General features: G+C 61.1%; 23 protein-coding genes and 2 pseudogenes. 21 read left to right on the plus strand and 4 right to left on the minus strand.

The annotated features are described in order from the left end of the window. Positions 1-211 precede the first annotated feature (211 nt). Complete coding sequence (locus ARC39_RS05345) at positions 212-2,428, plus strand: response regulator (RefSeq protein WP_068111128.1); 2,217 nt, start codon at positions 212-214, stop codon at positions 2,426-2,428. Then, a complete protein-coding gene (locus tag ARC39_RS05350) occupies positions 2,425-3,141 on the plus strand; it encodes a response regulator (RefSeq protein WP_068111131.1) in 717 nt (238 codons plus the stop codon). Before ARC39_RS05345 ends, ARC39_RS05350 begins: the two co-directional genes overlap by 4 nt. A 197-nt stretch (positions 3,142-3,338) precedes the next feature. Here ARC39_RS05350 and ARC39_RS05355 read toward each other — a convergent pair whose 3' ends face one another. After that, the gene (locus tag ARC39_RS05355; protein ID WP_068111674.1) at positions 3,339-4,292 is read right to left on the minus strand and encodes a homocysteine S-methyltransferase family protein; all 954 of its coding nucleotides are present in this window, start codon (positions 4,290-4,292) and stop codon (positions 3,339-3,341) included. 377 nt (positions 4,293-4,669) lie between these two features. Here ARC39_RS05355 and ARC39_RS05360 point away from each other — a divergent pair, with 377 nt between their 5' ends. Beyond that, the gene (locus ARC39_RS05360; protein WP_068111134.1) at positions 4,670-5,239 is read left to right on the plus strand and encodes a GNAT family N-acetyltransferase; all 570 of its coding nucleotides are present in this window, start codon (positions 4,670-4,672) and stop codon (positions 5,237-5,239) included. A 19-nt stretch (positions 5,240-5,258) separates the two neighbouring features. Continuing rightward, entirely contained in the window at positions 5,259-8,978 is a 3,720-nt protein-coding gene (locus ARC39_RS05365; protein WP_068111137.1) for an ATP-binding protein, read from the plus strand. 235 nt (positions 8,979-9,213) lie between these two features. Here the strand turns inward: ARC39_RS05365 and ARC39_RS26105 are convergent. After that, positions 9,214-9,417, minus strand: a pseudogene (locus ARC39_RS26105) (integrase core domain-containing protein); the annotation flags it as partial. Between the two features lie 485 nt (positions 9,418-9,902). Between ARC39_RS26105 and ARC39_RS26375 the strand changes: the two are divergent. Together ARC39_RS26375 and ARC39_RS05370 are read left to right on the plus strand one after the other, a co-directional pair. Further along, positions 9,903-10,028, plus strand: a complete 126-nt coding sequence (locus ARC39_RS26375; RefSeq protein ID WP_268874324.1) for a hypothetical protein — start codon at positions 9,903-9,905, stop codon at positions 10,026-10,028. A 5-nt stretch (positions 10,029-10,033) separates the two neighbouring features. Further along, positions 10,034-10,351: a hypothetical protein gene (locus ARC39_RS05370; RefSeq protein WP_236545128.1), complete on the plus strand. Its 318-nt coding sequence runs from the start codon at positions 10,034-10,036 to the stop codon at positions 10,349-10,351. A 37-nt stretch (positions 10,352-10,388) separates the two neighbouring features. Here ARC39_RS05370 and ARC39_RS25935 read toward each other — a convergent pair whose 3' ends face one another. After that, positions 10,389-10,898 (minus strand): hypothetical protein, encoded by a 510-nt coding sequence (locus ARC39_RS25935; RefSeq protein ID WP_068111143.1) that lies wholly within the window; start codon positions 10,896-10,898, stop codon positions 10,389-10,391. Here ARC39_RS25935 and ARC39_RS25195 point away from each other — a divergent pair. The 4 genes and pseudogenes from ARC39_RS25195 (at position 10,815) to glpB (ending at position 15,816) form a co-directional block, all read left to right on the plus strand. Further along, a pseudogene (locus tag ARC39_RS25195) lies at positions 10,815-11,521 on the plus strand (IS6 family transposase). The gene ARC39_RS25935 and the pseudogene ARC39_RS25195 sit on opposite strands and share 84 nt — an antisense overlap. Positions 11,522-11,648: 127 nt before the next feature. Beyond that, positions 11,649-12,944 carry a (Fe-S)-binding protein gene (locus tag ARC39_RS05385; protein WP_068111150.1) on the plus strand — a complete coding sequence of 432 codons (1,296 nt, stop codon included), beginning with the start codon at positions 11,649-11,651 and terminating at the stop codon, positions 12,942-12,944. A gap of 5 nt (positions 12,945-12,949) precedes the next feature. Continuing rightward, the gene (gene glpA, locus ARC39_RS05390; RefSeq protein ID WP_068111153.1) at positions 12,950-14,545 is read left to right on the plus strand and encodes an anaerobic glycerol-3-phosphate dehydrogenase subunit A; all 1,596 of its coding nucleotides are present in this window, start codon (positions 12,950-12,952) and stop codon (positions 14,543-14,545) included. Beyond that, positions 14,542-15,816 carry a glycerol-3-phosphate dehydrogenase subunit GlpB gene (gene glpB, locus ARC39_RS05395; RefSeq protein ID WP_068111156.1) on the plus strand — a complete coding sequence of 425 codons (1,275 nt, stop codon included), beginning with the start codon at positions 14,542-14,544 and terminating at the stop codon, positions 15,814-15,816. The genes glpA and glpB overlap by 4 nt, the downstream gene beginning before the upstream one ends. Positions 15,817-16,327: 511 nt before the next feature. Here the strand turns inward: glpB and ARC39_RS05400 are convergent. Continuing rightward, a complete protein-coding gene (locus tag ARC39_RS05400; RefSeq protein ID WP_068111159.1) occupies positions 16,328-16,585 on the minus strand; it encodes a DUF167 domain-containing protein in 258 nt (85 codons plus the stop codon). Positions 16,586-17,271: 686 nt separating this feature from the next. On the opposite strand from ARC39_RS05400, the gene ARC39_RS05405 reads away from it, so the two are divergent. The 11 genes from ARC39_RS05405 to ARC39_RS05455 all read left to right on the plus strand — a co-directional run bounded on the left by ARC39_RS05405 (position 17,272) and on the right by ARC39_RS05455 (position 24,966). Continuing rightward, positions 17,272-17,709, plus strand: a complete 438-nt coding sequence (locus ARC39_RS05405) for a hydrogenase expression/formation C-terminal domain-containing protein (RefSeq protein WP_068111164.1) — start codon at positions 17,272-17,274, stop codon at positions 17,707-17,709. 13 nt (positions 17,710-17,722) lie between these two features. Beyond that, positions 17,723-18,820 carry a hydrogenase small subunit gene (locus tag ARC39_RS05410; RefSeq protein ID WP_068111167.1) on the plus strand — a complete coding sequence of 366 codons (1,098 nt, stop codon included), beginning with the start codon at positions 17,723-17,725 and terminating at the stop codon, positions 18,818-18,820. Then, complete coding sequence (locus ARC39_RS05415) at positions 18,817-19,482, plus strand: hypothetical protein (protein WP_068111170.1); 666 nt, start codon at positions 18,817-18,819, stop codon at positions 19,480-19,482. Before ARC39_RS05410 ends, ARC39_RS05415 begins: the two co-directional genes overlap by 4 nt. Continuing rightward, positions 19,479-20,741: a (Fe-S)-binding protein gene (locus ARC39_RS05420; RefSeq protein ID WP_068111175.1), complete on the plus strand. Its 1,263-nt coding sequence runs from the start codon at positions 19,479-19,481 to the stop codon at positions 20,739-20,741. The genes ARC39_RS05415 and ARC39_RS05420 overlap by 4 nt, the downstream gene beginning before the upstream one ends. Positions 20,742-20,754: 13 nt before the next feature. Next, complete coding sequence (locus tag ARC39_RS05425; RefSeq protein ID WP_068111180.1) at positions 20,755-22,473, plus strand: nickel-dependent hydrogenase large subunit; 1,719 nt, start codon at positions 20,755-20,757, stop codon at positions 22,471-22,473. Positions 22,474-22,541: 68 nt separating this feature from the next. Next, on the plus strand, positions 22,542-23,045 hold the full coding sequence (gene dsrE2 / locus ARC39_RS05430) for a sulfur carrier protein DsrE2 (RefSeq protein ID WP_068111183.1): 504 nt from the start codon (positions 22,542-22,544) through the stop codon (positions 23,043-23,045). Positions 23,046-23,072: 27 nt separating this feature from the next. Further along, on the plus strand, positions 23,073-23,297 hold the full coding sequence (locus ARC39_RS05435) for a sulfurtransferase TusA family protein (protein WP_068111187.1): 225 nt from the start codon (positions 23,073-23,075) through the stop codon (positions 23,295-23,297). 154 nt (positions 23,298-23,451) lie between these two features. Next, positions 23,452-23,844, plus strand: a complete 393-nt coding sequence (gene tusD / locus ARC39_RS05440; protein ID WP_068111190.1) for a sulfurtransferase complex subunit TusD — start codon at positions 23,452-23,454, stop codon at positions 23,842-23,844. Between the two features lie 11 nt (positions 23,845-23,855). After that, positions 23,856-24,263: a sulfurtransferase complex subunit TusC gene (tusC, locus tag ARC39_RS05445; RefSeq protein WP_068111194.1), complete on the plus strand. Its 408-nt coding sequence runs from the start codon at positions 23,856-23,858 to the stop codon at positions 24,261-24,263. Positions 24,264-24,275: 12 nt separating this feature from the next. Then, on the plus strand, positions 24,276-24,584 hold the full coding sequence (gene tusB / locus ARC39_RS05450; RefSeq protein WP_068111197.1) for a sulfurtransferase complex subunit TusB: 309 nt from the start codon (positions 24,276-24,278) through the stop codon (positions 24,582-24,584). A gap of 49 nt (positions 24,585-24,633) precedes the next feature. Beyond that, entirely contained in the window at positions 24,634-24,966 is a 333-nt protein-coding gene (locus ARC39_RS05455; protein WP_068111200.1) for a TusE/DsrC/DsvC family sulfur relay protein, read from the plus strand. Positions 24,967-25,064: the final 98 nt, after the last annotated feature.

Genomic DNA, 25,064 nt, shown 5'->3' on the forward strand with positions numbered 1-25,064 from the left:
CGCGCGCGCCGTTGCGTGCTTGTGTCAGAACACTCGCGAAAGTGTTTCGAAGGCTTCAATCCCGACTGGGAGCGGCGTGCCGTTCAAAATATTGAAGATAAATATAAAAATGAGCACCGTGGTTCGCGCTGCGGTCGCTTTCTGATACAATTGAAACGTTTCCCGCCAAGCTTGAAAACGGCCTGAAACACCGAAGCTCTACTGCGGAATCATGAACCAAACACACGACACTGCTCGTTCCGTCGGCAACTTGGAAGAGACCGTTCTCCTCGATGCCTTGGACTCCCTCTCGGAGGGTATTGCCGTGTTCGATGCCGAAAGGCGTCTGGTTCTGAGTAACGAGCCCTTTGCTGACATGCTCGAACCGATCCGGGCAATTATCGTGCCGGGCTTGCGTTGGGAGGACATGCTTCAAGCCTGCGCGGCAGGTGGGATCTATGTCGACCCGTCGGACCGCGACCGGGAGTGGAACGCCAATGTCGGCAGCGGGAAGCGCCGGGACGTTGAGATCGTGCAGCACAATGGGCGTGTTTACGCGGTGCGCTACAATCCGACAACGTCCGGCGGTTTCGTGATCGTTCGCAAGGATATCACGGCGTCGCGGCAAGACAGTCAGCTGCTGCAGGACAGCGAAGCCCTTCTGCGGAACATCCTCGACACGAACCCGACACCTGTTGTCATGTCTCGGTTGCGCGATGGTCTCATCCTGTATCGATCGCCGGCGGCGCGGGCGCTATTCGGCGACACGACCTTTGCGAGCGAACACTATGCCGACCCGTCGGATCGGGAGAAATATGTTCGGTCTCTGCGCCAGACGGGCAAAGTGGACGATCAGCGGATCGTGTTTCGGATTGCGGACGGTACGCGCGTGCCGATGTCGTCCAATGGCCGATTGACCCAATACGGCGGTGAACTTTGCATCGTGACCACGCTGGTCGATCTTCGCGAATTCGCGTTTCGCGAAGCGACTGCGCGTATGGTTGTCGAAAACTGCCCCGCGCCAATCTTGATGACGGAGGCTGACAGCGGTCGTGTGCTCTTTCGCAGCCCGGAGATCGACCGCATTTTCGGCCACAAGGATAACACCGCGGATTTCTACGTGGACCGCGCCGATCGGGAAGGGTTCCTGAAAGCTCTGCGGAGGGACGGAACGGTTATTGACTACAAGGCGCGCTTCCATCGTGCCGACGGACTACCCTTCTGGGGCGCTATCTCAGCTCGGCTCTTCAGGTACGATGGCCGCGACGTCATCGTGTCCTATTCGAGGGATATGACCGAGCAACTCGAGACCGAAGTCGACCTGTCCCGTCGGCGTGAGCGGATGTTCCAGGCCGAAAAGCTATCGGCGCTCGGAGGTTTGCTCGCCAATATCTCTCATGCGCTGAACAACCCGCTCTCGGTGGTTGTCGGGCATGCCCTGATGCTTCGAGAGGAGAGCGATGATCCGGATGTGGTGCGCCAGGCCACGCGGATTGGCGAGGCTGCCGAACGCTGCACGGAGATTGTTAAGACCTATCTGACGATGACCAGCCAGGAACCGGCGAACCCGGAACCCTCCGACATAAACGAGGTCGTGATGACGGCATTGGATGTTGTGAACCACACCCTGTCCGATGCCAACCAGCACGTTTCTATTGCGCTTGCAAAGGACCTCCCGGAAGTGTCCGTCGACCCCGACCAGATGGCGCAGGTTGTGATCAATCTTCTGCAAAACGCCCATGCGGCCATTTTGGACGGGAAGGGCGAGGGGCGGATTTCCGTGTCGACGAACCTCGACCGGCCAAGTGGCTCCATACGGCTCGTCGTGGAAGATGACGGCCCGGGTGTTTCGCCGGATATCGCGCAACAGATCTTCGATCCGTTTTTCACCACGCGCGGCGTGGGCAATGGAAAGGGGATCGGCCTAACGTGGTGCCACCGTGTCGTACAGGCCCACAACGGGCGAATTCATGTCGACTCCTCGTACCGGGATGGCGCCCGCTTTGTTGTCGAACTGCCGGTACATCCGAGCGACGGCAGCACCTCTGATGTACTGCCCACGCAGACCATGGCCGCTCGTATCCTCGTGGTTGACGACGAACCGGACGTTGCCGACCTGAACGGCGAGATCTTGGAACGTGTCGGATACGAGGTGAGCGTCGTCTATTCGGGCGCGGAGGCGATCGACGCACTTGCCAGCCAGACATTCGATTGCGTGCTTTGCGATCTCAATATGCCCGATATCGATGGCAGGGAAGTTTTCGAGCACATTCGGCGAGAGCATGCGGCCAAACCAACGCAGATCGGAATCGTAACCGGTGACACGATGGGCCGGGCCTCGCAGACATTCCTGCTGGAATCCGGTAGGCCTTACATTGAAAAACCCGTCTCGCCAGAGGAGCTTCGGGAATTTGTGGCCGGGATCCTCGCCACGGGAGGCACGCGATGAACGACGCTTCAATACCCACCATTCTTGTCTGCGATGACGAGACCGACCTGTGCGAAATGCTGTCGGAATATCTCGGAAAGCGGGGGTTCACCGTCATCCTTGCCCATGATGCCGTGCAATTGCGGGCCCGATTGGAAGAAACGGATGTCGACCTGATCCTGCTCGACGTGAACATGCCCGGCGAGGATGGCTTGACCGCACTGCGCACGCTGCGGGTCGACAATGCAACGCCAGTCGTCATGCTCACGGCCGCCGGCGAGACCATCGACCGCATCGTCGGGCTGGAGATGGGCGCAGATGACTACCTTGGCAAGCCAGTGGACCTGCGGGAACTGGAAGCGCGCATAAAGGCCGTTTTGCGCCGTGCGCCAGCGACGGTCGAGCTACCGGTTGCGGATGGCGCGCGGGCTGCGGTGCCATTTGGCCCGTTCACTCTCGATATCGACGCGGCCAAGCTCTTTCGCGATTCCGGCGAGGAGGTGGCGCTCACGGCGATGGAGTTTCGGTTGCTGAAGCTGTTCGCGGAGAACCGGTCGCGCGTGCTCAACCGGGACCAGATCCTTGAACAGGCACATGACCGGTCGTGGGACCCGTTCGACCGCAGTATCGACATTCGCATTTCGCGCTTGCGGCGAAAGATCGAGACGAATCCGCAGAAGCCAAGCCTGATCCGAACCGTGCGCGGTATCGGGTATGTCTTTGATCCGGAGTGATGGGCCAAATCACATTCGCCAAAACATAGAAGGAGCGTTATCGGTCGTGCTGCCAGTTTGGATAAGGTGCGTCTGAAGTGGTCTGGGCGAAAGCGATGGCTGAGACCGGGCATCCACTGGCTCGGTCAGTGAATTGGCTTTGCAATCGGGAATATCTGATGTGACGCCAGCCCGAATGAACGGGCCGGCAGTGTTTTTTATGCGGCGTGTCGAGCCGCGCAGCAATCGGCGATGGCATCTACATGCCGATGGTCGGTGCCGCAGCAGCCGCCAAAGACGCGTAGGTTGGGTAGCAGTCGCTTCAGTATTGCATAGTCGCGACCGAGTTCGGCCGGATTTCCATCATCGAGCACTTCGGATGCGTCCAGTTCGGCATGGCTCATCCGCGAGGCATTTGCGCGGATACCGCCAATCCGGGCAAGCCAGGCAGCGTCGGTTTCCAACGCGCCACGAAAATGTTCCGGATGTGCACAGTTCACCATGAAATAGGCGGCTGCGCCTGCCGTCATGTCGTCCGTTTTCTCGATCGCGTCTCCGAGGGGTGTTCCATCCGGCAGGTTACCGTCGGTTTCAACCGTGTAGGCTACCACCGATGGAATCCCTGCCGCCGTCGCAGCACGAATGACGCCCACGCCTTCGTTGACCGTTGAGAGTGTAAAGGCGCTGACCATGTCGGCGGCGCTGTCGGCGAACCAGCCGACCTGTTCTGCGTGGTAGGCTTGCGCGGCCTCGGCGCGCATCGCCGTATCGGGACGATAGCCGTCCCCGCGGGGACCGATATTTCCCGAAACAACAATGGGAGAAACGGATTGGGCCTCCCGGCGAAGGTCAGTCAACAGTGCAATCGCTTGCGCGTTCAGGCGCGCGAGGTCATCCCGGTCGTGCCCAAGCTGTTCGCCCCAGTCGCGGCTGGCACGCCAGGTCGGCGCTTCCAGCAGGTACCCGGTGCCGTGGTCGAAGGCGATGGCGAGATGCCGCCGGAAATAGGCCTGCAGCTGGCGCCTCCCGGCGACGCTGTCGAGGAGCGGGTAGGCGGCAAAGCACGGGAGGTCGACACCTTCGAGGAAAATCAGCGTTGTCTCGAGCCCGGAATCGGTGAGCAAATCCGTACCATCCATCTGCGGGAGGGCGTTTCGGTAGATCGCGCCCATCACATCCATCCATGCAGGCTCGCCAGTGCGCGCGCATTGGCTAGGGTAAGCGGGTCGAGTTCAGGTGCGCCAATATCGCGGCGCAGATGGCCGTTCCAAGGCAAGCGGCGGATCTTTCGTGCGCCGCGCATTGCTGCTGGCCGAGAGCGGGAGTTGCGGAAAAACATGGTTTGGTCCTTTCGTTTTCAACCACTCCGCTCTCTCCCGTCGGCGTCTCCGTGGCGTTTCCCGAAGCGTTACAAGCGCGTTAATTCAGTCGGCATGCCGTGGATCGGGATTTACAGAGCGTCGGCTGTTTGTGAGCCTGTCGGCAGCAACGGGCACGCAAACGACAGCGTCAGGTGCGCCTGCAAGTTCTAGAAACGGGGAGAAAGTGCATGACCACCGTCGAACAGGCCGGGCCAAACGCGCCACTTCGGATTCGCCATGTTCGCTCCTCGGATCTGGAAGCCATCGCGGTGATCCTGGAAGCTGAGCATGTGAACATGGGCACGCAGCGCCTGCCGTTTCACCCGCTGTCGATCATCGAGGCTCGGATCGCGGACGATCCTGCGAAGTTCAAGTTGGTCGCCGAGGTGGACGGTCAGGTTGCCGGGTACGCAGAGCTTGAAACCTGGCCCGACCGGCCTCGACTGCGGCACGGCGGCGAGATCGATATTCTGGCCACGCATCCCGACTTCCGCGGTTGCGGGGTCGGCCGGGCGCTACTAGCCGCTGTGGTTGACCTTGCGGACCGTTGGCTCCAGCTTTCGCGGCTCCAGCTTTTCGTTTGGGAAGGAAATGACCGGGCCATCCGCTTGTACGAAGACGTCGGCTTTTCCATGGAAGGCCGCTTGCGCCATTTTGTTTTCGTGGACGGGGTCTATCGGGATGCGCTGCTGATGGCCCGCCTGAACCCCGTGCAGATGCCGGCCGCGATGACGCCGGCCAAGCCGGTGGCAAGCTGAACGTGCTAGGCTGCGCTGCATGGAGAAGCTGCAGATCAATCTGTTCGGGGTCTTTCAGGCGAGCGCCGATGGCGTGCCGATCCGGATGCCGACCCGCCGGGTCGAGTTGATCCTTGCCCTTCTGGCGCTTTCTCCGGACAAGGCGGCAAGCCGATCATACCTCGCGTCACTGCTGTGGCCCGGTCAGGAAGATGCTCAGGCACGCGCTTCGCTACGGCAGGCGATCTTCCGGCTGCGTGGCGCGCTCGGCACGGTTCACGCACCTGCTCTGGAAGCGACAACGGGATGGATCAAGCTGCGGCGAGAGGCCATCGTGCTCGATATCGACGCCATCACGGAGCAGCTGGACGAAGCGGCCAATCCACCAGAAGGCCTTCCGCTCGACGGCCTGACCGGATTCGAACCGGAAATCGAGGAAATCCTCGATATCGCGCGCGCCGATTTGCGCCGCAGGCTCGTGGCTTGGTTCGTCTCCGCGTCGCAACGTGCAGGACAGGACCGGCGTTTTTCCGATCTGGAACGGCATGCCCGGCGCAGGCTCGCCTTGGAACCCTATGACGAGGCAGCTTTGCGTGACCTGATGGCCGCGCTTTGGCGACAGGGGCGGCGTAACACTGCTCTGCAAGCTTTCCGCGATATCAGCCAGCGTATCCGCACCGACCTGTCGGTCGCAGTCGAACCAGAAACGCTGGAACTGTACCAATCGATCCGGAGTGCGAGCGTGCGGCAGCCCGAATTCGCGCACGATGCGGAGTTGCAGAACGACCAGGCAGTAATGGGCACGCCCATTGGATCTGCCAGCGATAAGCCACCCGAAGCGCCGCGCGACGACGCGATACAGGCTCCCGTACACCTGCGCCACCTCGCCGCGATCCACATCGTCTCCGAGCGATTGCGCGTCGCGCTGCGAGATCCCGATCCGGAGACCGCAGAATCCGGCAGTGGTGCTGCGGTCGCCGATATCGAAGCGGTGATCATACGCGAAGGCGGCGAGATCATTGGCCGGACCGGGCATCATGTTTCCGCCGTCTTCGGTGCCCGACGACCGGACGAGAGCCCGGCGCTTTCAGCGGCGCTTGCGGGTTTCGAGATTGCCGGTCGGGATTGCGCCGTCGGGATTCATGCCGGTGCCGGATTGATCGGTGCGCAATCCGAGACTTTTCCGCTTGTCTACGTTTCGCAATCGCTGGCGGCGTCGACCGGCACCGGACAGGTGTTGGTCACCGCGGAGGTCGAAACCGCGTGCCGTGGCGCGTTTGCGATGTCGGAGGTACCGCCGTTGGCCGAGGAAGCAGGCGGGCCGGATACACCGGTCTGGCAGCTCGATCGCGAAACCTCCGCCCGTGGCGGGTTCGACATTCGAATGGCGCGCGGACTCGGTCACTTCTGCGGACGTGGGCGGGAGTTGGCCATACTCGGTGAGATCGCCGCGCAGGACGGCGCCCGGGTCGCCGTGGTGATCGGGGAAGGCGGGATTGGAAAGTCGCGGCTCGTGCATGAATTCCTCATGAAGCTTCGCCCCGCAATGCTGCTTCGCGTTCAGTTCAGCCGAAGCGAAGAAGGGGGCGGACTCGGGCGATTCGCGTCGATTCTGCACACCCTGCTGAACGCAGAGCCGGACATACCGGGGCGACAGTTGTTGGAGATACTTGTTGACCGGCTGTCAGTGCCGGAGGTTGCACAACGCATCCGACCCGCACTTGCCGCCATTCTGGGGGAGCGCGAGACGATGCGCCCGTGGCTCGATTTGGCCCGTGGACGGCGCATGCAGGCGCTGGCAGATGCCATTCTGACAGTGATTGAAGCCTTCGCGGGGCGGGGCGCAGTGCTTCTGGTCGAGGATGCGCATTGGGCGGACGAGGATGCGGGCCTATTGCTTGAACGCATTGCGATTTCGCTTCATGCGGCCGGTCCGATGGCGATCGTCACCATGAGATCCGGCCATGCAGAAGGGTGGGCCGGGCACGATCACGTGCGGAGTCTGATGCTGCGCCCACTCGATGCGGACCTTGCCGGGACGCTGCTCGACGCATTTCAACTGCCGGATCCAACCCGCTCCGCCATCCTTGCGAAAGCCGGAGGAGTGCCACTGTTTCTGGAAGAACTCGCGCGCGCGGCTGCGACCGATGCGTCGCTGATTGACGCGACCGCCGCCACTGACGATGGCCGTCCGCCGGTGTCAGAGATCCCGGTTGCCCTGCGAGGCATCCTGTCCCACCGGATCGATTCATTGCATGGCGCGGCCCGCAAGGCGCTTGACGCCGCAGCTGTCCTTGGCGCCGAGCCGACCGACGAATTGCTCGCCGCCCTGTGCGGCCTGCGGCGCGAGGCCTTCGATGCCGCGATCACGACGCTGGCAGATGCCGACCTATTGTACTGCATCCGCACGTTTCCAAAGCGAACCTACGCCTTCAAACACGCCCTGATCCAGGATGCGGCCTATCTCGGTATTCCACCTGGCAGGCGCGCGGAACTGCATGCTGCGGTGGTCGCGGCGCATGATGATCCGGGAGGCGGTGCGTCAGTGGAGACTGCGGCGCTGGCTCGCCACGCATTGGACGGCGGCCTGCCCGAGCGAGCCATCGATTTCGCCATGCGTGCAGCGCGATTGGCAGCAGAAGACTCCGCCTATGCCTTGGCAAATCGGATGACCGACCTTGCGCTGGACGCGATCGGCAGACTGGATCCGACCGAAACCCTGCTCCGCATCGAAGCCGACATTCTGACTTGGCGGCGCGCGCTCCTTTGGCCGTTGGCACAGCAGCAAAAAATGCTGGCCGGCCTCGCACGCGCGGAGGTCATTGCGCGGGACCTCGGTGATGATCGGCGGCTCGCCGAGGTTTGTATTCACCGAGCCTACCTGCATTCCGACGATGGCAAGTCAGATATTGGGCTTGGCTATTGTGCGATGGCACAAGCCGCCGCGTCTCGGGCCGACGACAAACGGCTCGTGGCGGAGTCCGCCCTGGCCAAGTGCCAGATCCTCTCCCTTCAGGGTAAAATGCAGGCGGCGAGACGCGCCATCAGTGACCACGTCAACGATTGGGAGGAGCGCAAGGACGCACTCGACGGACTTCTGGTCACACGTTACGTCATGCTTCACTTCCACCTGGCACGCATCGCTGCCGCGTTGGGGGAGGGGGGCACGGCCTGGAGCCACATCGAACGTGCAGCCGCTGTCGCGATAGAAACCAGGCGACCGGTGGACAGGTACGTTGCGTGTCGGGTGATCGGCGAGGTCTGCGCAATGACCGGCGAGAGTAACAAGGCAATCCACGTGTTCGAGACAACAAGAGAAATTGCCGTGAAAGCCGAACTCCCTGCCTATGTCGCGTGGGCCGAGGCCGAAATCGCCGAACTGTCCCTTGAGACCGATGCGCGTGAATCCGCTATTCAGACGCTGAAGAGGCTGTCGCCCACCGACAATGATCAACTTGTCAGGATCGCCCAGGTAAAGGCCCGAGCCGCCTTGGCGTGTTCGGCATCTGCGCAGGATAAAGGTGCGGTCGCGGGAGTTGCCAGCGCCCTTCGCGACGCAAAGGCGCTCGCGATGCCGGCCATTTGCATCAGCCTGCACCGGGATTTGGCGAACCGGCTCTGCGACACGGCGCCGGAAGAGGCCTTGGAGCACGCGAAGGCGGCAAACGAGATCCTGACCGAAGAAAAGTATGCCGACGCTGCGCCACCAAATCCGGCGATGGTTGACAGGTTGGTTCGGGCGCTTCGCCGAGACCGCTGAGGCAAACTGGCGAGGTGTACACCTCCTGTATGACCGATTTGCGATAGCGGCATGTCTCAACGCCGCGGGTGCGTTTCTTCATGTCGGTCTTTGGGTCGTTTGTCGGGGCAATGTCCCACCGTCGCCGCCGCCTCGGGATCGCCTGCCTCAAGTGTCGTGGAGCGCATAAAACTGCCCCAGTTTGTCCCTCAGATACAATGAGAATCAGCGGATTTGATACTGATTGGATGGGTTGAGCAAACGCGCCCAAGGCGGAGCCCTGGTATAGATCAAGCGTCCGGCGCGCTTCAGTGGGCGTTTGGTTTCCTAGCGACGAGTGCGACCTGATCTGGTTGTTGTCGTAAAGCCTTAGCGCCAGCGTTCGCCGGGCGTCATTGAAGCGATAGAACAACTCTTCGTTTAGCAGGTCGTCCAGAAGGCTGTCATTGAATGGCGCGATGCGCTTCAAAAGTTAATCGGCTGACTGTCCATGAAGCAGGGGGGACCTCATGGAGGGATTTGAGCATCTACTTGTTTCGCCCCAACTCATCATTGACCACGCCTGTCGTTCCCCGCCGCGTTCGCTTCGCGCCTGCGGAGGCTCTCAAGGATTATCTTGACCACGAAAAACGCGAGCGCGATGAAAACAGTGGCGGGTCCTCGGGTACGTCACCACGCCCGAAGGCGCGATGCGGCTCACATCCACCAAAACCAGGGTCTGCGACGTAACCGGGAAACAGTGGCATCCGGCTCCGGCCCCCAGTCAGGCATTTCTGAATTGTCTGCTCCATGAGATGGCGGCCTCCACCGCCAGGCGGAAGGTGCGCCGGGAGGGGGATCGAACATGACCCATTCGACAAACCTCGATGTTGTCGCGCTCCACCGACTGCGGGAGTGGCTCGATCTGCTGGTGCTGGTGAGCATGGTTGCGGAGGGCCGTGGGCGATGAAGCCTGAAGCCGAACGGTTCCTGAAGGTGCTGTTCCGGGATTTCGACCCCGGCCTCGAAGCGCCGGTGCTGATGGTCCCACGGGGAAAGGGGTACTACCCCCAACCATCCATAAAGCGGTGACGGTGTTGTACTGCCAGTTGGAGGACGACCACGCCATGGTGGAGCGGGCGGTTCGGGCGGCGGCACAGGCGCGGCACATGGAGGACGGCGACATGGTGAAGCCGCTCCGGGCCGTGGGCCGGGACGTGCTGCACGAGGTCATGAAGCTGGCGCGGGACCGGTCGATGCAGATGATCGTCATGGACGCCGAGAGCCGGACGCCGGTCGTGAAGCGGGAGATCGAAGAAAAGTTCCGGCAACTGATCACGCAGAGCGGCGCGGACGTGGTGGTCTTCGACCCGTTGGCAGTGTTCTACGGCAGCCCGCTAGTGACCATGGAATGACCTGAAACCTGAAGGACATGACGAAGGCCATACTATCTCACGCGCGTCGGCACAGGTGCCAGTGCCGGCGGTCGATCCGCGCCACGTTGCCCCACGCATGAAAGTCCCCCAAGCCCAGCGCCCGAAATTCGCTGACCGCGCCGATGGCTGTTCCGCGCCTGTTAGCAACCGGGTTTCCTTTTTCGCACGATAACTCCTCCCACCACGACAACCACTTTTTCACTGTCCTACCAGTTTGGCTCATCGTGGCCGGGGAGAAGCGTTTTCGATACCTCTCGTCTTTGTAGGTCGCGACCCGTGGGGAACCGGCGTTTGGAAATTCCGCGTCCAGCAATCGGTTCAATTGGTCGTGTTTAGCAGCGCGTTCGGCGTAGGCGAGCCTGTCTGGTGGAAATTGGCCATTCAGAGTTTTGTCAGAGCAACTTGGCATGTCACGGGGCAGGGGGCTGACTAGCGCCCCCAGATGGCAAAACGTGACCCAGCCAAATGCTTTAAGACGAGCCGAGAGATCATCCGCCTGGCTGTGATGCTCTACGTTCGCTTCCATTTGGCGCTCCGAAATGTCTAGGACCTGTTGCACGAGCGCGGCGTCGATGTCAGCCGTAGATCCGTCCGTTTCTGTGGCATCAGTTCAGCCCGATGTTCGCCTCCGAAATCCGCAAGAAACGCGCCGAGCGTTTTCGTTCCGGACCGCAGTGGCGGTGGCGTTTGGACGAGATGTTCGTGAAGATCAACGCCGAACGCCACTACCTGTGGCGGTCGGTAGGCCACTAAGGTGAGGTCCTGGAAAGTTTCGTGACGAAGAGGCGCGACAAGAAGGCGGCATTGAAATTCCTCAAGAAAACAATGCGCCGCTACGGTCGACCGGAGACCGTCGTAGCTGATCTGCTTCGCTCTTACGGCGCGGACTTGAAGGATATTGGCGCTTCGGCACTGCAAGAAACTGGCAGTTGGCTGAGCAACCGGGCGGAGAGTTCGCACCTGCCGTTCCGACGACGAGAGCGGGCGATGCATCGCTTCCGGCGATTGCGAAGTCTGCAGAAACTCGCCGCCGTCCACGCCTCTGTCTTCAACCATTTCAACTCGGAGCGAAGCTTCTACTCACGGGCCAACTTCAAGCTGAACCGTGCTGCCGCTCTCGCCGAGCGGCGCGGTCGCTGCGCGGCATAAGGGACAGCCATCCTGTCCTTGCGTAGACTGGTGCGAATTGGTCTGGCACCACCCTTTGCCGCATTCTTTGATCTTAGTACTTGACGTAGTGTTAGCTGCGGATCGCGACAGCTGTGGGGAGACAGGCATGGGCGCACATTCTCGCGGAAATACACTCGATTTCCTGAAAGTGGCCAACGACCTGTTGCCCGACGGCGCCAGCTACGACGCCTGCGTTGGCTGCGGTATCTGTGCCTCGGGATGTCCCGCGTCGGGACTTTTTGGCATGGATCCGCGCCGCTTCATCAATATGGCTATGCTCGGCATGAACGAGGAGCTTTCCACCACGCCTTGGGTCTGGGCCTGCACGCAGTGCAAGCGCTGCGCCTATCTCTGCCCCATGGGGATCGACGTCTCGCAATTGGTCGGGGCGGCGCGCGGCGCCTGGGCGACCGAGGACAAGCCCAAGGGGATCGTTCGCTCTTGCGCGGCGCAGAAGCTCGACGAGAGCACGAGCGCGATGGGGCTGATGTCGGAGGACTTCGTCGAGATCGTCGAGGAGACGCTTGAGGAGTTGCACGAAAACCAGCCGCGCTTTGCCGATCTGAAGGTGCCGATCGACAAGAAGGGCGCGAAATTCGTCATCAACCAGAACTCGCGCGAACCGGCGGTGGAGCCGGAGGAAATGGCGCCGCTGTGGAAAATCCTCGACTATGTCGGCGCGGACTGGACCTATTCTTCCAAGGGCTGGGCGGCGGAAAACTTTTGCATGTTCACCGGTGACCTCGACGCCTGGAAAGAGATGGTCGAGACCCGGGTCGATGCCATGAATGCGCTGGAAAGCGAGATCTGGATCAACACTGAATGCGGGCATTCCTTCTTCACCATCTGGCAGGGGATCGAGAAGTTCGGCCTAAAGGCCAATTTCGAGGCCGAGAGCCTCGTGACCTATTACGCCCAGTGGATCCGAGAGGGGAAACTGCCGGTCAACTCGGACTGGAACAAGGACAACCTGAAATTCACCGTTCAGGACCCCTGTCAGCTCGTCCGGAAATCCATCGGCGATCGGGCGGCGGACGACCTGCGTTTCGTGGTCAAAAAACTGGTCGGCGAAGAGAACTTCATCGACATGCAACCCTGCCGGAGCGCCAACTACTGCTGTGGCGGCGGGGGCGGCTTCCTGCAGGCGGGCATGGCCAATGAACGCCGCGCCTACGGCAAGCGCAAGTTCGACCAGGTGATCGCCACCGAGGCCGATTACGTGCTGACCCCCTGCCACAACTGCCACTCGCAGATCGAAGATGTCGGCGAGCACTATGGCGGGGCCTATACGGTCACCCATCTGTGGACGTTGATCTGCCTGTCGCTCGGCCTCCTTGGTCCGGATGAGCGCAAATACCTTGGTCCTGAGTTGGCCGACGTCAACTTGCCGGAAGAGGATTGAGTGCCATGTCTGCACGGGTTTACGAAACCGAGGTTCTCGTCATCGGTGGTGGTGCGACCGGATCGGGTGTCATGCGTGACCTTGCCCTGCGGGGGATCAACTGCATCCTGATCGACCGCAAGGATCTGAACGCGGGCGCTTCGGGCGGTAACCACGGCTTGCTTCACAGCGGCGGTCGCTATGCTACCGCCGATGCGGAGACCGCAGCAGAGTGTCGGCGCGAAGGCGAGATCCTCAAACGTCTTGCACCGGAATGTATTGACGATTGCGGCGGGTTGTTCGTCGCCGTGGAAGGGGACGACCCGGAGTTCGCCAACAAGTTCCCCGAGCATTGCGCCGGTGCGGGTATTCCCAGCGAGGCGTTGACGGCGGCCGAGGCACGCGAGCGCGAACCGGCGCTCCCCGAGAATATCATCGCCGCCTATGCCGTGCCCGACGCCACGATCGACCCGTTCCGGATCGTGCTGGAGAATGTCGGCCATGCCGAGCGCCTGAATGACAGCATCTACCTGCCGCATACCGAGATCGAAGGCTTCGAGATCAACGACGCTACGATAACGAAAGCGCTTTGCCGGGACCGTCGCAGCGGCGAGCCTGTCGAGATCCGCGCGCGCCAGTTCGTCAATGCCAGTGGCGCCTGGGCAGAGAAGGTCGCCCGCCTTGCCGGCTGCTCCGATGTGAGCCTTCTCTATTCCAAGGGCACGCTCCTGATCAGCAACACGCGCGTGACCAATGGCGTCGTCAACCGCCTGCGCCTTCCCGATGACGGCGATATTCTGGTGCCCGGGGGCACGGTCTCGTTGCTCGGCACTTCCTCGGTCACGGTCGATGACCCGGATGGCATCGCGCCTACGGTGCCGGAGGTGGACCGGATCCTTGCCGAGGGCGCGGCGATGCTGCCGGTGCTGAACGAGACCCGCTTCGTGCGCGCCTTTTCTGGCGTGCGGCCGCTGCTGAAATCGGCGGGTAGCGAGGCGGATGGGCGCAAGGCCAATCGGGGCTTTGAGCTTTTCGATCACGAGGATCAGGGGCTTTGCAATTTCGCCAGCGTCGCCGGAGGCAAGTTCACCACCTTCCGTCTGATGGCCGAGAAGGCCGGGGACCTCGTGGCCGGGCGGCTGGGCAATTCCGAGCCCTGCATGACCAACATCGAGCCGCTCCCTTCAGGCGATGCGTTGCGCTGGACCGAACCGGGTGCGGCGGCGCGCGACTGGTACAGGCGGGCCGATCCCGCCGACATGGTCCTGTGCGAATGCGAGATGGTCGCGCGGTCGGCAGTCGATACGATCCTCGCGGATGCGCCCGGCGCAGAGGACCATATGAGCTTGAAGGCCATTGCCCTGCGCAGCCGGATCGGCAAGGGCGCCTGCCAGGGCGCGTTCTGCGCGATGCGGGTTACCTCGCATCTCTACGATCGCAACGTCTATGACAGCCCGGACGGGCTCCGCCAGATGCGGGATTTCGTCAAAGAACGCTACAAGGGAGTCCGACCGGTTCTGTGGGGGGCGCAGATGCCACAGACGGAGCTTGCCGAGATCCTGCATTGCGGATTGGCCGGGATGGATCTGGCCGCCGCCGAAGAGGGGGCCGACAGCAAATGAAACGCGGAACCCGCAAGATTGAAACTCAACTGGCCATCATCGGAACCGGGATCGCCGGGTTCGCGGCGAGTATCTTTGCTGGACAGCGCGGACTCGAAGTGGCCCAGTTCGGCCATAGCGGGGCGATGGCGTATACCACCGGGTATCTCGACTTGCTAGGCGTGCACGACCAGCGCTTGCAGCAGAACCCTTGGGATGCGTTGGACGCATTACGGCAGGATGAACCGCGACATCCGATGAGCGGTTTGTCGAATGCCACGATCCGCGCCGCCATCGACGGTTTCACCGACGCGATCAGTGATATGGGTATCGGCTACACGAAGGCGGGCGATCACAACCTGTCCGGGCTGTTGCCCAACGGTCTCGCCAAGCCGACGCTCTCAGTTCCCGACACGATGCGTCCTGGCATCACGGCGCTGGAGACAGGAGCGAAGACACTCGTCGTGGATTTCGAAGGGTTGCAAGGGTTTAGCGCCAAGGCTTTCGAGGTCAATTTCCGCGACCGCTGGCCGGAGTTGAGCTCGGCTCGGTTGACGTTCCCCGGCATGGAGAACCGGCAGGTTTTCCCGGAGGTGCTTGCGCGCTCGCTGGAGACAAGCGCAACGCAGCAGGCGCTAGCAGAGCTGATCCGACCGCTGCTGAACGGCGTCGAATATGTCGGCTTGCCGGCCATCCTTGGAATGCACATGCCCGACGAGATCCGAGCGCGGATGGAGGAGGCCATCGGCGTGCGGCTGTTCGAGGTTCCGACCATCCCGCCGGCCGTTCCAGGCATCCGCTTGCGCGAAACCTTCGAACGCGCCCTGCCGGAAAAGGGTGTGCAACTCGAACCGCAGCTCAAGGTCGCGGAGGTCGATTTCCGGCCGACAGGGGCTACCTTACACCTACACGGGCCGATGGAGGATCTCGAGGTGGAAGCCTCCGCTGTTCTGCTCGCGACCGGACGGTTCCTTTCCGGCGGTCTCAAATCTGACCAGGACAGCCTCTCTGAGACCCTGCTCGACCTTCCGATCCGCCAACCGCAGGACCGGGACGCTTGGTTCCGGCAGGACTATCTCGACCCGCGCGGCCATCCGGTCAACCGGCTCGGGGTCGAGGTGGATGGGCGTTTCCAACCCGTCGGGGCGGATGGGGCGCCAGTCCATGAACGGCTCTTCGCTGCCGGTGCCATTCTCGCGCATCAGGACTGGGTACGCCAACGCTGTGGTGCCGGGCTGGCGATCGCCACCGCCCATGCGGCAACCGAGGCTGCTGCTGCCGTTCTTGGCTGAAAGAGCTGTAGCCCATTGCGGCGGGCTCGTCGGATCGATCATTGCAAACATGTCGGACATACTTGGCTGGGACGCGTTCCGCTCGCCCAGCCGTTCGAGGTTGACGATCGTGCCGAGCATGATGCGGTCATGGCTCCAGCCGGTCGGGCTCTGCGTCACCGTGGCACCAAAGGCGAGTAGGCAGCAAGGGCCATGATCCTGCGTCACAATTTGCTGTTCGTCGTCGTGCCATGCTTGGATTCGACAAAACCCACCGCTTGCCCAACAGGCACGAGCACGTCTTCTTCGGGGCGCGCGCGGATCAGGCTACGGCAATACCCGCCGCTCTCGTCGATCGACGTCACCTCGCTGCGGCATAGGGAGGGGCTCAATGATCTGTCGCAAACTGAGGCGAATTCGTCTCACACAACCGAAGGCTGCACTGAAGTTCATAGGTCAATCAACGAAACGTTTCGGCCGCCGCAGATCCGTTTCACCGCCAAGCATCGTTCCTGCGCAGCCGACGAATTCCCTAGGCGTCGACAACAAACGCCTTGTCGCGCGAGGTCTGCCCACTGATCTGATGCATGTGCGCAGCCGGTATGCCGAGTGCATCAGCAAGGACCTTCAAGGCCGAATCATTTGCCCGCTCGTTCTCGATGTCATCCGTGATGAAAACCCTGAGCCCCATGCACTCAACAAGAAGGTCGTTATGTGGGGCATTCGGTGTAACCCGGATTTCGATCTCTGTTCCGGGGGAAGACAGGTCTGACAGGATACCGTACTTCATGGATGAGGCCTCCCAGGGCGCGTTCTAATGCTCATATGTATATTGTCAGTATATAATATAATCGCTCGTTATGCCACGAGAAGGATGCCCATGTGTTCTTCGCATGGGAAGCCTGGATTGCAGGCTGGCGGTGCTGTCTCGTGTTCGTCGCGGACAGAATAAGAGTGCAAGAGGCAATCTGCTTTAGCGTATACATTGAGAAATTTCAGGATTCAGGGCCGCGCTGAAAGCAAAAGTGTCCTGCTTGAGCATGACACCTAGTGTATAGGGTGACCGAATAGGACTACGACCGCAGCGCCCTGTGCGCTGAGGAGTTCACGATTAAGGCGCAAAACGAGTATTGGATATCCAATCATTTGGTATCTGGTGCGCCCGGCATTTCCGACAGATTCACATATGTTTTAAGGGGCGTTTCGCGGCTGAATCTGTAGCGGTAACGGCGATCCAACGCGTCAAAAATGTCGCTGGCGCCAATGTGAAAGTTAAAGAATTTCTTTTATTTACAACATCATAAAGAAAGCATGGGGAAAATCCGATAGCGATAACCTGCATTTCAGTTACGCAATGCCACATTGTTCAAGAATTCGAATTATTGCATGACACAGATCAAGGACGAAGCTGTTCGGATCTGTAAAAAAATCGCGAACTAGCCCCAAGAGCCAGATAGAAATACCAGGATCGCAATAGTGCGAAATTCGTCGAATTCGCGAGCTGACCTCGTCCAGCTCAAGGAGGCGGTGGCGAACCTCCCCACGGGAAATGCGCCGCCGATCCTGTCCGAGATACTCGAAGCGCTCGGCCGCCTGGTCGACCGGGCAGAGCCCACGGTCATCGATCTCGGAGCCATTCCATTTACCGGAGGGGACGAGAAGGTCCTTCAGGAGGTCCTGGGAAACGGCGAAGTGAATGCCGTTCTGGACGCGATGGGCGAGAGCCACATCCAAGAAACGGGGATCCCGGGCGTGTGGCGTGTCGACCACTCCGACCCGAAGGGAGAGGTCCAGTCCCGTTTCATCGAAATCACGTTTGTGCCCGACATCCTGAAGACGCAGTCGGAGGATGCCCTGCGCGGGCAAGAAATACTGGCCGAACGCCTGAGCGAAAGGTTGCGCGCCACGAACTAGGGAGGTTGTGTCGATGTCGAGTAGTCCGTTGCTACCGAAGATGATGAAGGCGCACGGGGTCAGTCGCAGGAGTTTCCTGAAATACTGCGCTTCACTCACATCGCTGATGGCATTGCCGCCAGCAATGGCCCCAAGGATCGCCCATGCGCTCGAGACAGCGCCTCGCCCGTCCGTGATCTGGCTCTCCTTCCAGGAATGCACCGGCTGCACCGAAGCGATCACCCGGTCGAGCGCGCCATCGCTCGAGGAACTGATCTTCGATTCGATCTCTCTCGACTATCACCATACGCTACAGGCAGCCTCCGGCTATGCGGCAGAACAAGCCCGCGAAGAGGCGATGAAGGAACACCACGGCAAGTACCTCGTGATTGTCGACGGCTCCATCCCGCTGGATGAACCGGGTTTCTCGGCCATCGCCGGTATCTCCAACCTCGACATGCTGAAGGAAACAGCTGAAGGGGCAGCAGCGATTGTCAGCGTGGGGACCTGTGCGGCCTATGGCGGGCTTCCGCAGGCCAACCCGAACCCGACCGGCGCCGTCGCGGTTTCCGACATCATCAAAGACAAGCCGATCATCAACGTGCCCGGTTGTCCGCCGATCCCGATGGTCATGACGGCCGTGCTGGCGCATTACCTGACCTTCGGCATTCCCGACTTGGACGAACTGGGCCGCCCGAAGGCGTTCTTTGCCGAGTCGATCCACGACCGTTGCTACCGTCGCCCATTCTACGACAAGGGCCTCTTTGCCGAAAGCTTCGACGACGCCGGCGCCCGCGCCGGCTGGTGCCTCTACAAGCTCGGCTGCAAGGGGCCGACCACAAAGAGCGTCTGCGCCACGGTAAAATGGAACGATAGCACCTCCTTCCCGATCGAAGCCGGACATGGATGTCTCGGCTGCACCGAGCCGGATTTCTGGGACAATGGCGGGTTCTACAAGCCGCTTTCTGCGCCCGCTGGAGAGTACCGGCGCATGGGACAGGCCGCCCTTGTCGCTGGCGTCGCCGCAGGCATCGGCGGCGGCTACCTCGCCAAGAAGAACAAAGCCAAGGCGCAAGCCGATCACGAAACCGTCGATGCCTTTACGCTTGAGAAGGAGGAGAGCGAGTCATGAACAACCCGTATTTCGATCTCCTGATGTTCGCCCGCGGGCCGCTTTTCGATCTTGCGCTGCTCGTCTTCGTCGCCGGCATTCTGATCCGGATCGTGGAGATCCTCGTCCTCGGACGGAAGAAGGATTTCTCCAAGGCCAAGGGAAAGCCTGTCCAGCAGGGGATCAAGACGATCTTCACACGGACCCTCCCGCGCCCCGGAGCGATCAAGGCCAACCCCATCACCATTGTGGGCGGTTACGTCTTCCACATCGGCTTTTTCATCGCCTTCCTGCTTTTCGTGCCGCATATCGCGTTGATCGAGGCGCTAACGGGTCTGAGCTGGCCGGGCGTTGGCCGGGTGATCATCGAGAGCGCGACGGTGATTGCAGTCATCGCCGGTCTCGCTCTGCTCTACACCCGCTGGAAAGACCCGGTGCGGCGCAAGCTGACGACCTGGGTGGACTACCTGGTGCTGATCCTCAGCCTTCTACCGCTCATCACCGGCTATGTGGCTGTCAACAAGCTGTTTGGCGACCCGACCTTCATGATGGCGCTGCACATCCTATCCGTCGATATTCTGATGATCGTCTTCCCCTTCACCAAGCTGATGCACGCCTTCACCTTTGCGATGGCGCGTTACTACAACGGATCGATCCAGGGCCGCAAAGGAGCTGAATCATGAGTGCGACTGCCGAACGCGGCGTCAACGCCCTGCGCGAACAGATCGACGCACCAGTTGCGAGTTTCTTCTCAAGCTGTGTGAGCTGTGGTCTCTGCGCGGACGCCTGCATCTTTTTCCAGGAAACTCAGGATCCGCAATACACGCCCATTCGCAAGGTCGAGTTGCTGCGGCGGGTCTGGGAGAACGAATACACGCTCTTCGGACGCGTGAAGTCCATGTTGGGGCTCGGCAACACGATCACCGAGGAAGATTTCACCGAGATGGAGCGGCTGGTCTATGACAGCTGTACCATGTGCGGGCGCTGCACGATGGTCTGCCCGGTGGGTAATGACATTACCATGATGATCCGAAAGATGCGTGAGGGCATGTCGGCGGCGGGCCATGCGCCGGTCGAACTGATCGGGGCGGCCAAGCGACACACCAAGGGCAACAGCCCGATGGGGGACCTGAGCAAGGCCATCCAGTCACAGGTCAAGCATGCCATCGCCGATACAGGTATCGACATCGAATTCGACAAGGCGGGCGTGGATTACCTTGTGATCCTCTCGGCCCAGGAAATCGCCGAATATCCGGAGGTGATCGGCGCCATGGCGCAGATCTTTGCCAAGGCCGGTGTGACCTGGACAATCTCGAGCGAGGCTTTCGAGGCAACCAATGTCGGTGTCCAGATCGGAAACCGCGACGTGGCGAAGTACCTCGTCACACGGGTGGTTGAAGCCGCTGAGAAGCTCGGCGTGAAGAAGGTCATCAGCCCGGAATGTGGCCATGCCTACCAGGCGCTCCGGTGGGAAGGGCCGAACCTCATCGGGCGGGAATACGGTTTCGAGGTGGTTCATATCATCGAGTTGCTCGATCAGTTGCGCGCGGAGGGCAAGCTGAAGACGTCGGGCAAGGACACCGACAAGATCACCTTCCACGATCCGTGCCAGATCAACCGCCGTGGCGGCATCAACAAAGAGCCACGCAGGCTCCTCAACATGGTCGCCGAGAACTTTGTCGAGACCGACGATGCCGGGACAATGAACTGGTGCTGCTCGGCCGGCGGCGGCGTGGGCGCCAACGAGCGCGCGGGGGACCTGAAGAATGCCGCCTTCCAGCTCAAGAAGCGGCAGTTCGAGAAGGTCGCGCCAGACAAAATCGTGACCATGTGCGCCTTCTGCCACCACACGCTGGAGAACGCACTGGAAGACAATGACATGGATATCGAGGTGGCCGGCCTGACCGAGATGATGGCCGAATACCTGGATGACGAGGATTGAGGGGAGACGCGAGATGGCTCAAAGACTGGTCGTAGATCCCATCACACGGATCGAGGGGCACCTGCGCGTCGAAGCGCAGATGGACGGCAATACCATCGCCGATGCCTATTCCTCCGGCACCATGGTCCGCGGCATCGAGATCATCCTGCGTGACCGTGACCCGCGCGATGCCTGGGCCTTTGCCCAGCGGATCTGCGGCGTCTGCACGCTGGTGCACGGGCTGGCCTCGGTGCGGGCGGTGGAAGATGCGCTGGACTGGAAGATCCCGAAGAACGCGCAGCTGATCCGCAATCTGATGATTGCGGCGCAATACGTCCATGACCATGTGATGCACTTCTATCACCTGCACGCGCTGGACTGGGTGGACGTTGTTTCCGCACTTGAGGCCGATCCGAAGGCAACCTCGGAACTGGCCCAATCGCTCAGCAACTACCCGCGCTCCTCGCCGGGGCACTTCTCGGACGTGAAGAAGAAGCTGAAGGGCTTCGTCGAAAGCGGGCAACTGGGGATCTTCTCTGGCGGATACTGGGGGCATGCGGGCTACAAGCTTCCGCCCGAAGCGAACCTGATGGCGGTATCGCATTACCTGGATGCGCTGGCATGGCAGCGGGATGTGTCCAAGCTGCACACCATCTTCGGGGGCAAGAACCCGCATCCGAACTTCGTTTGCGGTGGCGTACCGAGCCCGATCGACCCGAATTCCGAGGGCGCGATCAACATGGCCGCGCTGAGCCAGGTCTCCTCCATCATCACCCAGATGGAAGACTTCGTGAACCAGGCCTACCTGCCCGACACGCTGGCCATAGCGTCCTTCTACAAGGACTGGGGCGCCATCGGCGAAGGGGTTGGCAACTTCCTTTGCTACGGGGACTTCCCGACCGGAGACACCAACGACATCTCGTCCTTCCTCGTCCCGCGCGGGGTGATCCTCGACCGGGACCTCTCGACGATCCACAACGTGGATCTCCACGATGAGGGGCAGATCGAGGAGTACGTTGATCATGCCTGGTACAAGTACCGCAACGGCAAGGGCACGGGCCTGCATCCCTACGACGGCGAGACCGAGCTTAAGTATACCGGACCCAAGCCGCCCTACACCCAGCTCAACGTTGACCAGGAGTATTCCTGGCTAAAGTCGCCGCGCTGGAAGGGCAAGCCGATGGAGGTGGGGCCGCTCAGCCGGATGCTGATGCTCTATGCCAAGGGGCACGAACAGGCGAAGGAGCTGGTGGACAGCACGCTCACCACGCTGGACGTTCCGGTGGAGGCGTTGTTTTCTACCCTTGGCCGGACGGCGGCGCGGACGCTGGAGACCAAGATCTACCTCGACATGATGCGTGGCTGGTATAACGACCTCGTCGCCAACATCGCCGCGGGGGATCTCGAGACCCACAACGACGCGCTCTGGAATCCGGCCAGCTGGCCGCGCGTGGCGAAGGGGGCAGGCTACATGGAGGCCCCGCGCGGGGCGCTTGGCCACTGGATCGTCATCAAGAACCGCAAAATCGACAATTACCAGGCCATCGTGCCCACGACCTGGAATGCCGGGCCGCGGGATTCCGATGGCGTCTCCGGGCCCTACGAGGCGGCGCTGAAGGGGCACGAACTGGCCAATCCGGACCAGCCGCTGGAGATCCTGCGTACCATACACAGCTTCGACCCCTGCATTGCCTGCGCGGTGCACATGGTCGGCGAGGATGGCGACGAAAAGCTCAAGATCAAGGTCCGCTGAGGCCCCCCGGGCGCCGCCCCGCCAGCACGGGGCGGCGCCAAAGACGCGAAGGCGAAAGGAAATGCCAGATGCTTGACGACAGCCAACTCGAAAACGCCAAGAGCATGTCGATCATTGTCACGAAGGGCACGCTGGACTGGGCTTATCCGCCCTTCATCCTCGGGACCACCGCCGCGGCGATGGATGTGGAAGTGACCATGTTCTTCACCTTCTACGGCCTCGTCCTGCTCAAGAAGGATCTCGATCTCGGCTTCTCGACGCTCGGAAACGCGGCGATGGAAATGCCGATGATGGGCGGGCACATGAAGATGCCCAACATGGTGTCGATGCTGCCCGGCGCCGGCGCGCTGGCCGGCACCATGATGAAGAACCTGATGGCCAAGAAGGGCGTGGCTTCGATCGAGGATCTGCGCGAGGCGGCCGTCGATCTCGAGATCCGCATGATCGCCTGCCAGATGACGCTCGACCTCTTCGAATACTCGAAGGAGGACATGATCGACGGAATCGAGCTGGGAGGCGCCGCGACCTACATGGAGAACGCCCTCAAATCGGACATCAACCTGTTCATCTGAACGCTATCACTACCAAGGAGAAATCACGTGGCCGACCAAACCCTCAATGCCGAAGGTCTGAACTGCCCGCTTCCTATCCTCCGCGCCAAGAAGACGCTCAAGGGCATGAGTTCGGGTCAGGTGCTCGAGATCACCGCGACCGATCCGGGTTCAGTGGCCGACATGGCTGCCTTCTGCAACCAGACCGGCAACGAGCTCTTGAGTTCGTCCAGCGAAGGCGACGTCTACACCTACGAGATCAGGAAAGCCTGACATCCACGTGGATCGCGACCGTTCACGTCTGGTCAGCCGCTCAACCGGCGACTGACCCGGCCCTTGCAGGAGGCCGGACGAACGAGACGCCCGACGGCAAGGACCGCCACGACCACGACGCGACCGATCCCTTCCAACAAGGAAAGGATAGTCCGTGAAACTTGGAATTGTCGTCAGCGAGGGCCCCTACACCCATCAGGCCGCTGACACCGCTTATCATTTCGCGAAGGCGGCGCTGGACAAGGGGCACGAGGTGCCTCGCGTCTTCTTCTATCATGACGGGGTCAATGTCGCGACGCGCCTCAGCGTACCGCCGCAGGACGAACGCCATATCCAGAAGAACTGGACCGCGCTTGCCGCGGCAAACGATATCGACATGGTCGTATGCATCGCCGCCGCGCAACGCCGTGGCATTCTCGACGAGAACGAAGCCAAGCGGCAGGGCAAGGACGCCTCGAACCTCGCCGAAGGCTTCCGCATCTCCGGCCTCGGGCAGCTCATCGAGATGGGCATCGAATGTGACCGCATGGTCATGTTCGGCGATTGAGGGAGCATCACATGTCTGACGCCAAGAAGTTTCTCTATGTGAACCGCAAGGCACCGTACGGGACGATCTATGCTCTCGAAAGCCTCGAGGTCGTGTTGATCGCCGCTGCTTTCGAGCAGGATGTGAGCCTCGCATTTCTCGACGATGGCGTGTTCCAATTGACTAGGGATCAAAGCACCGACGCAATCGGCGTGAAAAACTTCTCGCCCACCTTCCGCGCGCTTGGCGATTACGAGGTCACCAAGCTCTTCGTGGAAAAGGAATCTCTGGACGAGCGGGGGCTGGACCCCTCCGATCTGCAGGAAATCGTGTGGGAAGACGAGGAGGAGGATTGGGAAGAGAAACCCTCCATCCGCATCGTCAGCCGCGCCGAGATGGCCGACATCATGGCCGACCAGGACGTGGTCCTGAGTTTCTGAGGGGGAGAACCGATGTCCACATTACATACTGTCAACAAGTCTCCCTTTGGCGATGGTGCCTTGTCGAGCTGCATCGCGCACTGCAAGGCCGGCGATGGCGTGTTGCTGATCGAAGATGGCGTCTACGGGGCGCTCGCCGGTTCGGCTATTTCGGAGGCCGTGGTGGCCTGCTCCGCCGATGTGGCCTTCTACCGGCTCGAAGGCGACGTGGCCGCGCGCGGCCTGCCCGGAGCAAAGTTGATCCGTCAGGTCAAACCCGTTGGCTATGACGGCTTCGTCGATCTCGTCACCGAGTATGACCGCACGCAATCCTGGCTCTGAATACACGCCGGAAAGTCGGCGGATACACCTGAAAGAAGAGGAAAACATCATGGCTTATCAAGTAAATGGCTCCACGATTGAAGCCGACGAAGAGGGCTACATTGTCAATCTCGATGACTGGTCGAAGGAACTGGCCGCCGAGATCGCCAAGGCCGAGAGCGTGGAGATGACCGAGAACCATTGGAAAGTCATCGACTTCCTGCGGAAGTACTATGACGAATTCCAGCTCGCGCCGGCGGTTCGGGTTCTTGTCAAGAATGCCAAGAAAAAGCTCGGTGCCGAGATCGGCAACAGCAAGACACTCGAGGAGATGTTCCCGAAAGGCGCTGCCAAGCAGGGCTGCAAGATTGCGGGTCTGCCCAAGCCCACCGGCTGCGTCTGACGGAAAGAACCCAGCGCCTTCCCCGGACCTCACCGGGGCGTTTCACCACCGAAGAGGGGCGCCGGTGACGCACAGGGATCGGTTTCGGCCGGTCCCGC

This window comes from Tropicimonas marinistellae, from assembly GCF_001509585.1.
GTDB lineage: Bacteria > Pseudomonadota > Alphaproteobacteria > Rhodobacterales > Rhodobacteraceae > Tropicimonas > Tropicimonas marinistellae.